The sequence below is a fragment of the Flavobacterium piscisymbiosum genome, assembly GCF_020905295.1.
Classification (GTDB): Bacteria; Bacteroidota; Bacteroidia; order Flavobacteriales; family Flavobacteriaceae; genus Flavobacterium; species Flavobacterium piscisymbiosum.
Map to the genome: position 1 here is coordinate 1,719,044 of NZ_JAJJMM010000001.1, position 13,918 is coordinate 1,732,961.

A 13,918-nucleotide genomic window follows, 5' to 3' on the forward strand; every position below is an offset into this window, starting at 1 on the left:
TTAGAGTATTGTAATTTAATTAATTTGTACAAATTTACTTGCAATTTCAGGATTTCCGTTCACCACAATTGTTAAATCTTGATCTCCATCTACAGTAAAAGTGGTTTCATCATGATTTACAGATACTTTAAGAATTTGATTTCTAAAGTTTATTTTAAAAGAATACCCTTTCCATTCTTTTGGAATTTTTGGAGCAAAATGCAATTGATCATTTTTTACTCTCATTCCGCCAAAACCTTCTACGATACTCATCCATGTTCCGGCCATTGAAGTAATGTGACAACCTTCTTCCACTTCTTTGTTATAATCATCAAGATCAAGACGAGAAGTTCTTAAATAGAAAGTATAAGCCATATCCATTTTATCTAAATGCGCAGCCTGAATTGAGTGTACGCAAGGTGAAAGCGAACTTTCGTGTACGGTAAAGGATTCGTAAAATTCGAAATTGCGCTTTAATTCTTCTTTAGAAAAATGATCTTCAAAGAAATAAAAACACTGTAAAACATCGGCTTGTTTGATGTAAGGCGAACGTAAAACACGATCCCAAGACCATTTTTGATTGATTGGACGCTGAGATTTATCTAAATCTTTTACCGGAACCAGATCTTTGTCTAAGAAACCATCTTGTTGCAGATAAACTCCCAATTCTTCAGATTTTGGGAAATACATATTATTGGCTACTTTTTTCCATTCCTGAATTTCAGCCTCAGCAAGATTTACTTTCTCTAAGATGCGTTTGTGATCTGCAGGGTATTCTGCAGCTACTTTTTTAATTTGTTCCTCAGTATAATCAATACACCATTTTGCAATATAATTGGTGTAGAAATTATTGTTGATGTTGTTCTCGTATTCGTTTGGACCTGTAACGCCAAGAATTACGTACTGATTTTTTTCTTTAGAGAAAGAAGCTCTTTGGTGCCAAAAACGTGCAATCCCAATTAAAACTTCTAATCCTTTTTCAGGAATGTAAGAGTAATCTCCGGTGAAACGGTTATAGTTGAAAATCGCAAAAGCAATCGCTCCGTTTCTGTGGATTTCTTCGTGTGTGATTTCCCATTCGTTATGGCATTCTTCGCCATTCATGGTAACCATTGGATATAAAGCTGCTCCGTTTTTGAAACCTAAATTGTCTTTGGCATTTTCAATCGCTTTGTCTAATTGATTGAAACGATACGTCAATAAATTTCTCGCAACTTGCTGATCTTTTGTCGCCATATAAAATGGAATACAATATGCCTCAGTATCCCAATAAGTAGATCCGCCGTATTTTTCTCCGGTGAAACCTTTTGGGCCAATATTCAAACGAGAATCTTTTCCTAAATAAGTTTGGTTTAATTGAAAGATATTGAAACGGATTCCTTGTTGTGCTTTTACATCGCCATCGATTGTAATATCCGACATTTCCCAGATTTTTGCCCAGGCATCAATTTGATTTTGAAGTAAAGCATCGTATCCTAAATTAAGGGCAGCTTTTATTGTTTTTTCGGCTGCAGCCAAAGTATTATCGTGGTTTAAAGAAACCGTATATCCTCCAATTTTCTGAATTGCTGAGGTTTGTCCTTTTGCAATAATAGTTCCGTAAGTATACTGAACTTTATCTGCAGTTGAATCGATTGTTGAAGGCGAAACATGAATATCTTCATCGTTTGCCAAAATCGTATTGTGCATGAAAGTCGTAACTTTAAAATGCGTTTTAAACGTTTGAGCCGTTACAAAAGCTTCGTTTGTGCCTTTTTTTACTTCAAGAGGTTCCCAAAATTTTTCTTCCCAGTTAGCATCTTCATTGGTTACACCAGCATCTACGTAAGGTTTATAAACAATTTTTGCATCTTTGTTTAAAGGCGTAATTTCGAATTTGATAATTCCGGCTTCATCCAGATCCAAAGAAAGAAAACGACGAATATTTACGGCAATTTCAGTTCCGTTTTTCAGCGTAGCTTCAAAAGAACGATTGTACCATCCTTCTTTCATATTCAATTCTCTACGGAAATTTCTAACTTCGGTACACGTATTTAAATCAAGATTTTCTTCGTTGATTTCAACGTCAATTCCAATCCAGTTTGGAGCGTTTAATACTTTTGCAAAATATTTTGGATAACCGTTTTTCCACCATCCCACTTTGGTTTTGTCCGGATAATAGATTCCGGCAATATAACTTCCCTGAAAAGTTTCTCCAGTGTATGTTTCTTCAAAGTTGGCGCGTTGTCCCATGGCACCGTTCCCGATACTGAAAAGACTTTCAGACGACTTTACGCTGCTGGCATCAAATCCTTCTTCTATGATGGACCAGTTGTCTGGTTTTATATAATCTTGATTCATTTTTTCTTTAATTAGATAATTGGGCAATTAGATAATGTGTCAATTAGGTAATTAGATAATTACTTTTTTGATTGATTTCTAATTGCTGATTGTTTTACTATTTTGATTGATGATTTTTAACTGTTTGTGAGTTTGTTTCAATTGGATAATTCAGTTGTAGTGAATCATCTCACTTCTAATTGACACATTCTCTAATTATTACATTTTCTAATGGATTAAATTGTCGATAAAGCTTTCGTCTATTACCGTAAAATCTTTAAAAATGTATTGGGCTTCATGTAAAATTGTTTCCTCACCAATTCCTACACTTACCATTCCGCCAATGTTTGCTGCCTGAATTCCTGCAACAGAATCTTCGAATACAATGGCATCTTTTGGATCAATGTTTAATAATTGAGCCGCTTTCAGGAAAACTTCCGGATCTGGTTTGGCATTGGTAACGTCGTTTCCGTCAACAATAACATCGAAATACGAGATGATTCCTGTTTTCTCAAGGATTGGTCTGGCATTTTTACTCGCTGATCCCAAAGCAATTCCCTGATTTTTTTCTTTTAATAGTTGTAGCGTTTTAAAAACCCCCGGAAGAATCTCACTTTCATCCATATCAACCAAATAAGATAAGTAATCTTCGTTTTTTTGAATCAGCCATTTGTCTTTGTCTTCTTGTGAAGCCTGAACATTTCCTAATTCAAGAATGATATCTAACGAACGTACACGGCTTACACCTTTTAATAATTCGTTATTTTCATGTGTAAAATTTATATTTAATGCTTTTGCAATTTTCTGCCAAGCTAAAAAATGATATTTGGCGGTATCAACGATTACGCCATCAAGGTCGAATATGAATGCTTTTTTGTTCATTATATTAGAGATGTTCTTATGATTTTTGAATAGTGTCGTCTACATCTTTTACTTTGTAAACTAAAAGAGCAGCGATTAAAAAACTGACTCCGCTTGTAATTAAGGCATAAATTGCATCGCCGTTATAAAGGTATTTTACAATTGGACCTCCAATAAGTGCGTTTACAATTTGCGGAATCACAACAAAAAAGTTGAAAATTCCCATGTAAACTCCCATTTTTTTAGGAGCAATTGATCCCGCAAGAATGGCATAAGGCATGGCGAGAATACTTGCCCAGGCAACTCCAACTAAAATCATTGGTAATACGACCCAATCTTCATTTGGCATGAAATAAATCGAAATCAATCCGATTCCTCCAATGATTAATGAAACGGCGTGAGTTGATTTTCGCCCGATTTTTTTAGCGATGTAAGGCAGGAAAAACAATGCGATAATAGCAGAAACTAAGTTGTAAACTCCAAACAGAATTCCAACCCAATCTCCGGCATCCTGATACTGCTGGCTTGAAGTGTCGCTTAGTGGCAATCCGTAAATGTGATGTGCAATGGCCGGAGTTGTAAAAACCCACATACCAAATAACCCAAACCAGGAGAAAAACTGTACCCAACTTAGCTGACGCATAGTTGTTGGCATTTTTGCAAAGTCTGTAAAAATGTCTGAAAGTTTTGATTTTTCTTCTGAGGGAACATCGACTTCACTTTGAGGATCTTCAAAATTGGATAATTCTTCTGGCGAATATTCTTTTGTTGTAAACAGCGTTACTAAAATTGAACCAATTAAAACCGCCGCTCCAATGATAAAAGAAAGAGTCAGATTTAAAGGAACACTTCCCGGAACTGTACTGTTTGAAACGTGAAAATACTTGGTTAAAACATACGGTAATGCTGAACCAATTACGGCACCAAAACCAATTAATGAAGTTTGAATACTAAAACCTGCGGTACGCTGATCTGTTCTTAAATTATCACCAACCAAAGCGCGAAAAGGCTCCATAGCGATGTTGAAAGAAGCATCCATGATCATTAACATTCCGGCTCCAACCCATAAGGCAGGTAATATAGAAATGAAAATATTAGCCTGTGGCATTAAAATTAATCCAACTGAAGCTAAGATTGCGCCAACAAGAAAAAAGGGCTTTCGTCTTCCGAATCGTCCCCAGGTTTTGTCGCTATAATGACCAATGATTGGCTGCACTATTAATCCCATAAGGGGAGCAATAATCCAGAACCATGATAATTCATGTACGTCGGCACCAAAAATTTGAAGAATTCTGCTGGCATTTGCATTCTGAAGAGCAAACCCCATTTGTATTCCCAAGAAACCGAAACTCATGTTCCAAATTTCCCAGAAACTTAATTTACGCTTTTCCATTATCGTAATTAAAAAATTAATTAGACGATAAGCGCTTTGCTTATCAAAACTTACTTATGGTTTCGAAGTAAAAGTAAAAGCTTTGAGCAGGCGTAAAAGTATAAATTATTTTTTTAATTCAAATCATAAAAAAACCATAAATAACATTTATGGCTTTAGAATGTATTGATTTTAAGAAAATTAGTCAGTAGATTCTCTTTCTATGAGATGCGTTTCTATAACTTCTGTAGTGTAATTTTCGTTTTCTTCATCGTCGTCATCATGCTCAGCTTCGAGTCTTTCGATCAGCATTTTAGCTGCTTTATTACCCATTTTTTCACCACTTTGGCTTACCGTTGTAATGGTGGGAGTAGAATATTTAGAAATAATTCCATCAGTAAAAGCAATTACGGCAAGATCTTCCGGAACTTTAAGTCCCATTTTGTTGGCTGTTTTAATGATTGTTACGGCAAAAAGCTCGTTTACAGCAAAAACAGCATCAAAAGCTCTGTCGTGTAAAAGCTGACTAATGGTAATTTCGCAAGTATCGACATCTTCAATTTTAATGATTAAATCTTCGTTAAATGGTAATCCGTTGTCCAGAAGAGCTTTTTCGTAACCATCGGTTCTTAGTTTTCCAACACTTACATAATCAACAGTAGTAACAAGCGCAATCTTTTTTCGGCCATTATCAATCAAACTCTGAACGGCTTCGTAAGCGGCAGCTTTATCATCAATAATTACTTTATCGCATAAAATGTCATTGGTCACGCGGTCGAACATTACAACTGGCATTCCCTGATTGATGACTTCGGTAATATGGTGAAAATCACCTTTGTATTGGGTTTCTTTAGAAAGAGACATGATAAAACCATCGATACTTCCGTTGGCCAGCATTTCCATATTCAGGACTTCTTTATCGAAAGAATCATCAGATAAACAAATGACAACACTGTATCCATTTTCGTTCGCCACTTGTTCGATTCCGTTGATTACGGTAGAGAAAAAATAATGTACAATTTCCGGAATAATAATACCAATACTTTTGGTTTTTCGGTTTTTTAGACTAAGAGCAATGTTGTTGGGTTTATAGTTGTAAAACTTTGCAAAAGCCTGAACTTTAAGACGTGTTTCTTCTCCTATTTCTAAGCTGTTTCTGAGTGATTTTGAGACAGTTGAAATAGATACGTCAAGTTCTTTTGCAATCTGTTTTAGGGTGATTTTGCGTTTCATGGTATTTGTTGAAAAAAATCTAATTATTAATAAAGGTATCTTTTATTTTTTGATTTGTCATTTTTTGACTGAAAAGATTACAAAAAATAGAAAGTTTTCAACACTATCACGTTTTCGTAACTCAATATAAATTGTCTCTGGTCGAGCACGTTAATAAATTCATAATTTTGAAATTCGAAGTAAAATTAAAAACTTAACTAACAATCAAAAACTCAAACTAATTTAAACAAAAAGTATGAAAACAATTTACAAAAAGTTGTTATTTTTATTCCTACTGTTACCGTTTAGTGTACTAGCTCAAAGTACCTTAACAGGAACAGTTGCCGATCTGGCAACGGGGCAACCAATCCCGGGAGTAAACGTAAATGTACAGGGTGCTCCAGGCGGATCATCAACAGATTTTGACGGTAAATTTCAGTTATCTAATTTAAAAAATGGAGACAAAATTTTGGTTTCATTTATTGGATACAAAACGTCAACTGTAGTTTTTAATGGTCAAAAAACTATATCGATTTCTTTAGAAGAAGATACCAATCAGCTTAAAGAAGTTGTGGTACAGGTAGGTTACGGTACTGTTAAGAAAAAAGATGCTACAGGTGCGGTAACGGTTTTATCTGCCAATCAGCTTAATAAAGGACCGGTTGGTTCTGCAGATCAGCTGCTTGTAGGTAGAGCTTCTGGAGTTAGAATTACTACAGATGGTGGTATGCCAGATGCAAATCCAAATATTAGAATTAGAGGTGGAAGTTCATTATCAGGAAATAACAATCCGTTGATTATTATTGATGGTGTGCCAATTGATAATACCAATCCGGTAGGAATTTCTAATCCATTAACATTGATAAACCCTAACGATATTGATTCGTTTACAATATTAAAAGATGCGTCAGCTACCGCTATTTATGGTTCAAGAGCATCAAATGGTGTGATCATTGTTACGACTAAAAAAGGTGTTAGTGGTGCTCCAAAATTTACTTTCTCATCTAATATAACTATTGGTAAGGTAAATAATCCTGTTGATATGATGACTGGAACACAATTTACCTCTTTTATGCAAAAGTATCATCCTGATTACACCAATTTATTAGGTGTGCCTGATGGTAGTGGTGCGCTTGATAATCCGGCAACTCCTCAAATCGAAGGAAGAAAGTTGTATAATACAGACTGGCAGGATTTAATTTACAGAACCTCTTTCTCTAGTGACAATAACTTTAGTGCAAGAGCAAACTTATTTGGTAAAATTCCGTTTAGAGCTTCTGTTGGTTATGCTAAAAATGAAGGTGTTGTAAGAACAAATGATCTTGAAAGATATACAGGATCTATCAAACTTTCACCGGTTTTATTAGACAATCATTTAAAAATTGATGTGAATGCTAAAGGTATTTCTGTTAAAAAGAATGCTATAGATGCTGATGGAGTTATTGGTAGTGCTTTAGGAATGGATCCTACTAAACCGGCATACGCAGATCCTAATTCACCAAATAATATATTTGGCGGATATTATCAGTTGCTTAATACTAATAATTCTATCAATGGATCACAAAATCCGTTAGCAATTTTGAATCAGAGATCTCGTCCTGAGGAAGTTCAGAAATTATTAGGAAACATTGAATTAGATTATAGAATGCCATTTTTCGAAGCTTTAAGAGCTGTTGTTAATGGTGGTATCGAAGCATCTAAATCAAAAATTAGAGAATCATATACAGATAATGCTCTTCAGACGTATAAGCTAGACAACTCTGTAGCGACAACTCCTCCAACGTATGTGTTTAATCCAGGCTTAAATTATGCCGAAGATCAAACCGTTACGAATAAAACATTGGATGCTTATTTTGTATATAACAAAAGTTTGACTGGATTTGTAACCAGAGTTGATGCTCAGGCGGGTTACTCTTATCAAAACTTTAAAACTGACGGAACTAAGACAAATTACAGATATAGTACCGTAAATGGTTTAAGAGAGTTAACTCCAAATCCGGCGAATAATGCTAATAACAGATACTATAACGAGAGAAACTTACAATCGTTTTTTGGAAGAGCTAATTTTGATTTAGTAGACAAATATTTATTTACGTTTACATTAAGAGCAGATGGATCGTCTTTGTTTAAAGAAGATAAAAGATGGGGTTATTTCCCTGCAGCGGGTGTTGCATGGAGAATGAAAGACGAATCATTCTTAAAAGACTCTCAAACGTTTAAAGACTTAAAATTAAGATTAGGTTATGGTATTACAGGACAACAGGATATAACGGGTGTTGCGGGATCTTATCCTTACAGTGCGTTATTTGCGCCAACTAGTACCTCAAGTACTTATATTCCGGGAGTAAATGGTTATTCTGCTAAACCTTATAACGAGAATTTAACATGGGAAAAAACAACGACCTATAATGTAGGTATTGATTTTGATCTTTTTGAAAAAAGTATTGTTACCGGTAGTATCGATGCTTACCAAAAATATACAAAAGATTTACTTTCTGTAGTTTCGGCGGCTCCTGGGCAAGCTTTAACAAATGAGTTTGTTGCTAATGTGGGAAGCATGAAAAATAAAGGTGTCGAAGGAAACTTAAATGTAAAAGTGATCAATAGTGATGATTTCAATTTAGCAGTAAACGGAAACATTGCTTATAACATTGGTGAAATTACAGATTTGAATAACAGAACTACAAACGTAGATAACGCATCAGGTATTCCGGTAGGAACAGGACAAAAGATTGCTTACAATACAGTTGGACAACAACCTTATTCGGCTTGGGTGTTTCAACAAGTTTATGATTCAAACAACAGACCGATAGAAAATGCTTTTGTTGATAAAAACGGAGATGGTGTTATCAATGATAGTGACAGATATTATGTAGCTTTAAGACCAAACTGGACCTATGGTTTAGGATTAACAGCTTCGTACAAACAGTTTGATTTGTCAACGACTTTCAATGGTCAAATAGGAGGAAAAGTGTACAATGCAAGAAAACTTCAGTCTGGATTTATTGATAAGGCATTGCCTGCAAATTCAACTAGTTTAACGAATGTTTTGAATACTGAATTTGATTTTCAAACTATAAACGGAAACGTTCCATTTTCTGATTATTACTTAGAAGATGCAAGCTTTTTACGTTGTCAGAACATAACTCTTGGATATAATTTTGACAAAGCAATAAAAGGCGCTGTTTTAAGATTGTATGCTTCAGCTAATAATGTATTTATTGTAACCAATTATACAGGGGTTGATCCGGAGAATTTCAATGCAATTGATAATAATTTCTATCCAAGATCAAGAACTTTCAGTTTTGGTCTGAATTTAGACTTTTAATAAAAAAATATAAAGATGAATCAATTTAAATTTAAGATTATAGGAGCTGCTTTTGTTCTATTCTTATTCACTTCTTGTGTAGATGACTTAAATACAGAACCAAAAGTAGAATTGACATTGGATAAGCTTTTAGAGCAGGATCCAAATGCTGTAGACGGTTTAGTTTCTAAAATTTACGGAACTTTTGCTCTTTCAGGTCCTGATGGCCCAGATTCTTCAGATATTACTACAAAAGATAATGGAGAAGCTGCTTTTTTAAGAAGTATTATCAACTTACAGGATTTCTCTGCAGATGGTATGAAAAACCGTTGGGGAGATGATGGTTTAGATCAGTTAACAACAACAACTGGGTGGAATGGGAATAATAAATTCTTTAGATACTTATACGACAGGGCTTATTACACGATATCTCAGTCAAGTAATTTGATTCAGATTTTAAAAACGTCAAAAGCGAATATTCCGGACAGAGAAAACCATATTGCTGAATTGCGTTTTTTAAGAGCATTATCTTATTATTACCTTACAGATTGTTTTGGTAAAGGAGCTATTACAACTGAAGATGATATTAATACATCGACTCCAAAAAAAGAGTCAACAAGAAAAGAACTTTTTGCTTTTATAGAATCTGAATTAAAAGAAGTTGAAGGTACTATTACAGCAACAAAATCTTACGGTAAAGCAGATAAAAATGTGGTAAGAATGCTTTTGGCAAAATTATACCTAAATGCAGAAGTGTATACAGGAACTCAAAGATATGATGATGCTTTATTGTACTCTAAAAAAGTAATCGACGAAGGTGGTTATACTCTTGCTCCAAGTTTTGCAAGTGTGTTTTCAGGAGATAATAATACTTCGCCGGAAATTATCTATACTTTAATTGCAGATGCTGTAGTGAGTCAGGGTTATGGTAATACAACGTATATCATTAACGGAAACCTTAGTACAGAAACAATGAATCCTAATAATTATGGTGCTATTGATGCTTGGACTGGTCACAGAGCTACTAAAGCGTGGTACGGATTGTTTAATAATGGAAATCTGGTTGATTCTCCGGATGATAGAGCAAAATTATTCTTTACGACAGGACATTCGTATGAAATGAATGATTATAAAAAATGGACAGACGGTTATCCTAGTGTGAAATTTACAAACAAAAACTTTGTAGGGCCTACAAATGCAACAAGTTTTGCAAACACAGATTTTCCTTTGTTCAGATTGTCTGATGCTTACTTAATGTATGCTGAGTGTGTTGTAAGAGGAGCAAGTGGAGGTTCTGCAGGATTAGCTTTAGAATATGTGAATAAAGTGAGAACAAGATCACATGCTGGAGAAATAAATGCAGGAGAATTAAATCTTGATTTCATTTTGAAAGAAAGAGGTAGAGAATTGAACCTTGAAGGACACAGAAGACAAGATTTAATTCGATTTGGAAAATTCACTGGAGGATCTTACTTATGGCCATGGAAAGGTGGAGTAAAAGATGGAGTTGCAATTCCTGAAACTTACAACTTGTACCCAATCCCTACAAGTGCGTTACAGGCGAATTCACAGTTAACTCAAAATCCAGGTTATTCATCTTAATACGAGAAATATGAAAAATATATTAAAACTAAGTGTATTTGCACTGTTATTTATATCAGCTACAGCTTGTGATTCAGATGATGATCTTACTGTAGTTACGCCATCAAAAGCAGCTGTACTGGCAATTCCTGCCGAAGGATCAGTTTTTGTTCTTGATAAAGAATTACCTAACGAGGTAGCTGCGACTTTTACATGGGATGCTGCTCAATATCAAGGCGAATCAACACCTGTAAGTTATGAACTTCAAATGGCAAAATCAGGAACAGACTTTAAAGATGTAGTTGTAGTTTCTGTAACAACAACGAATAAGGTAGCGGTAACAAGTGGAGAACTTAATGCAGCAGCCCTTAACGCCGGATTGACTGCTTTTGAATCTCAGGATGCAGACATTCGTGTTAAGTCATATGTTGGGGTACGAGGTATTGTTCAGTATTCAAATGTGATAAAAATAGCTGTTACTGCATATTCTGCCTGGGATAACTGGGGAATGATTGGTTCTGCAACTCCTAATGGATGGAATGATCCGGATACTAATCTAGAGTATGATTTAGCAACTAAAACATACTCCTATACAGGACCATTAGTAGTTGGGGATTACAAATTCAGACTTGATGATAAATGGGATACTAACTATGGTGATGATGGTAATAATTTATCATTAGAAGCCGGAGGTGCTAATATTCCAGTTACTGTTGCGGGAGATTATACAATCATTGTTGATTTTATTGGAAAAAAATACACGATTACAAAAAACTAATGTTTTCTGATAATTAAAAAAAGGGCTATCTCTTTGAGGTGGCCCTTTTTAAAATATACTTGCTAAGTAAAGATTTTGGTTTGGTTAGTAATGCAAAAGGGCTGTTCTATATAATTATAGACAGCCCTTTTCTGGTTATTAAATTTATGTTTTTTAATTCTTAAGACGTTTAATTAGATCCTCAATGTTTTGTTTCCATTTGGGGTATAATTCTTCATTGTCAGACCATAACTCATTTAATTCGGAATTATCACTTATAACTTTTTCTAAGGCACGTACTGCAGGTATTTTTAAATCGTTTAAAATAAGTTCCTTATTTAGGGAATTAAAAAGATTTACATTAGTTTCGTCTTCCTGATCTTCGTTGTCATTTCTAAATTTTGTTCCATTTAAAAAATTATCAATGTACGCAGCAGAAACTGTAACTGCGTGGCAATCTTCATAATCTAAATAATCTGAATTTATTGCTTTTTCAAATGAAGAGTTAAAAAAAGTTCTAGCATCCTCTCTTATTTCGTCAAAGAAGTCATAAGCTGTGTCGTCATCAAATATTCCGTAATCCCAAGCTCCCATTTTTTTAATTTTTAAAATATTATTGCAAAGTTTTTTGTGATATCTTACTTGTAAATATATTGAATTTTGATTTCAAAAACTTTACCACTTAATTATTTCTTCTTATCGTTATATTCTCCAATTACGGCAAAATAACCAAAAGTTCCCAATCCTAAAACAATGAGAGGAGTAAGGATAAAAAGGATAATGATTCCAAATACTAAATCATCTTGTTGGTCTGACAGGAGTTTGGGTAAGCCAAATTCGAATATGCAAAAATAGGCCGCTGCAACTGCAAGTATAATCCACAAAACACCTAAAATTTGTTTGATCGCATTCATAGTTTATAATATTAAAGGTGATTAGTTTTATTTTTATTATCGATATAAATCATTCCAATTACAAAACAGACTGAAGCTATAATAATAGGATACCAAAGTCCGTCGAGGTAAAAGTCCGCTTTTCCGGCTGCTTTAGAATGCGTTACAAAATAGGTTGAAATAGCAGGAAGTAATCCTCCAAAAATACCATTACCAACATGATAAGGCAGAGACATTGAAGTGTATCTGATTTTCGTTGGAAACATTTCGACCAAAAATGCCGCGATAGGTCCGTATACCATCGTAACAAATAAAACCTGAATGAAAACTAAGAAAATTAAAGTCCACTCATCGTTGGAATTGATAGTAATCGAAGTGGTAATCTGAGCATCTTTTTTGCCTGAAAAATGCGTCTTTTTCTCTAAGAAAGAAGTTCCGTCGGTATATTCTTTATGTGTGGTATAGATAGAATCGTTGTCTTTATTGACCTCGATTGTTTCTTTTGTGGCCTGAGTAAGTTCTGTTTTGTAACTTACATCTGTGGTATTGTACATCATTTTATAAATAGGCCTGTAGAACAAAATGGCAAGAAGCATTCCGCCCATCATGATATATTTTCGTCCTATTTTGTCGCTCAGCCATCCAAAGAAAATAAAAAACGGAGTACCTAATAATAATGCAATACCTAATAATCCATCAACTTGCGACGAATCGATATTCATTACGGTTTTCATAAAACTCATCGCGTAAAACTGTCCCGTGTACCAAACAACACCTTGTCCCATTGTGGCTCCAAATAAAGCGAGTAACACAAATTTCAAATTGTATCGGTTTCCGAAACTTTCTTTCAGAGGGTTTGTACTGGTTGTACCTTCTTTTTTAGCTTTGGCAAAAACCGGAGATTCGTCCATGTTTTTACGAATTAAATAAGAAACACCTACCATAACAATCGAAACCCAAAATGGTACACGCCATCCCCAGGAATCAAAATCTTCAGGAGAAAGTACATTTTTGGTGGCCAGAATAACCATTAACGAAATGAATAAACCAACTGTGGCTGTAGTCTGAATCCATGACGTCCAATATCCTTTTTGTCCTACAGGAGCATGTTCGGCAACATAAGTCGCTGCACCGCCGTATTCTCCGCCAAGCGCTAATCCTTGTAATAAACGCAGAATCAATACTAATAAAGGAGCCATAAAACCAATTGTTTCATAACTCGGAATACAGCCTATTAAAAAAGTAGAGCCTCCCATTAATAATAAGGTAGCCATAAAAGTATATTTTCGGCCAATAATATCTCCGAGTCTTCCAAAGAACAAAGCGCCAAAAGGTCTTACAACAAATCCGGCAGCAAAAGTGGCTAAAGTCGACAAAAAAGCCGCGGTGGGATTATCACTAGGGAAAAATTTAGTTGAAATTACAACCGCCAAACTCCCAAAAATATAGAAATCGTACCATTCGATCATAGTACCCATTGATGAGGCCGAAATTACTTTCCAGATGCCTTTTGTAGAAGTTTTACTCATAAACTAATTTGTATACTTGATAATAATTAAAACTATTAAATATTTTTTAACGAATATAAAAGATAATTTTTTATTTAATTGATACTTTTTTAACAAATAGTGTTTATT

Annotated in this window: 10 protein-coding genes; 3 read left to right on the forward strand and 7 right to left on the reverse strand. The window is 34.6% G+C overall.

Going from position 1 to position 13,918, the window contains the following annotated elements:
- Nucleotides 1-15 precede the first annotated feature (15 nt).
- From LNP81_RS07740 to LNP81_RS07755, 4 genes are all read right to left on the reverse strand, one after another.
- Entirely contained in the window at nucleotides 16-2,319 is a 2,304-nt protein-coding gene (locus LNP81_RS07740; RefSeq protein WP_230034760.1) for a glycoside hydrolase family 65 protein, read from the reverse strand.
- Between the two features lie 207 nt (nucleotides 2,320-2,526).
- Nucleotides 2,527-3,180: a beta-phosphoglucomutase gene (pgmB, locus tag LNP81_RS07745; protein WP_230034762.1), complete on the reverse strand. Its 654-nt coding sequence runs from the start codon at nucleotides 3,178-3,180 to the stop codon at nucleotides 2,527-2,529.
- A 16-nt stretch (nucleotides 3,181-3,196) separates the two neighbouring features.
- Nucleotides 3,197-4,552, reverse strand: a complete 1,356-nt coding sequence (locus LNP81_RS07750) for an MFS transporter (protein WP_230034764.1) — start codon at nucleotides 4,550-4,552, stop codon at nucleotides 3,197-3,199.
- A 180-nt stretch (nucleotides 4,553-4,732) separates the two neighbouring features.
- The gene (locus LNP81_RS07755; protein WP_230034766.1) at nucleotides 4,733-5,764 is read right to left on the reverse strand and encodes a LacI family DNA-binding transcriptional regulator; all 1,032 of its coding nucleotides are present in this window, start codon (nucleotides 5,762-5,764) and stop codon (nucleotides 4,733-4,735) included.
- Nucleotides 5,765-5,999: 235 nt separating this feature from the next.
- Here LNP81_RS07755 and LNP81_RS07760 point away from each other — a divergent pair, with 235 nt between their 5' ends.
- Genes LNP81_RS07760 through LNP81_RS07770 form a run of 3 tightly spaced genes read left to right on the forward strand, consistent with a single transcriptional unit; the run spans nucleotide 6,000 to nucleotide 11,409 of the window.
- Nucleotides 6,000-9,071 (forward strand): SusC/RagA family TonB-linked outer membrane protein, encoded by a 3,072-nt coding sequence (locus tag LNP81_RS07760; RefSeq protein WP_230034768.1) that lies wholly within the window; start codon nucleotides 6,000-6,002, stop codon nucleotides 9,069-9,071.
- A 15-nt stretch (nucleotides 9,072-9,086) separates the two neighbouring features.
- On the forward strand, nucleotides 9,087-10,652 hold the full coding sequence (locus tag LNP81_RS07765; protein ID WP_230034770.1) for a RagB/SusD family nutrient uptake outer membrane protein: 1,566 nt from the start codon (nucleotides 9,087-9,089) through the stop codon (nucleotides 10,650-10,652).
- A gap of 10 nt (nucleotides 10,653-10,662) precedes the next feature.
- Nucleotides 10,663-11,409, forward strand: coding sequence for a SusE domain-containing protein (locus tag LNP81_RS07770; protein WP_230034772.1), 747 nt, complete (start codon nucleotides 10,663-10,665; stop codon nucleotides 11,407-11,409).
- A 153-nt stretch (nucleotides 11,410-11,562) separates the two neighbouring features.
- Here LNP81_RS07770 and LNP81_RS07775 read toward each other — a convergent pair whose 3' ends face one another.
- From LNP81_RS07775 to LNP81_RS07785, 3 genes are all read right to left on the reverse strand, one after another.
- Complete coding sequence (locus LNP81_RS07775; RefSeq protein ID WP_230034774.1) at nucleotides 11,563-11,982, reverse strand: DUF4259 domain-containing protein; 420 nt, start codon at nucleotides 11,980-11,982, stop codon at nucleotides 11,563-11,565.
- Between the two features lie 92 nt (nucleotides 11,983-12,074).
- Nucleotides 12,075-12,302 carry a DUF6814 family protein gene (locus LNP81_RS07780; protein WP_230034776.1) on the reverse strand — a complete coding sequence of 76 codons (228 nt, stop codon included), beginning with the start codon at nucleotides 12,300-12,302 and terminating at the stop codon, nucleotides 12,075-12,077.
- Nucleotides 12,303-12,313: 11 nt separating this feature from the next.
- A complete protein-coding gene (locus tag LNP81_RS07785) occupies nucleotides 12,314-13,810 on the reverse strand; it encodes an MFS transporter (protein ID WP_230034778.1) in 1,497 nt (498 codons plus the stop codon).
- Between the last annotated feature and the right edge of the window lie 108 nt (nucleotides 13,811-13,918).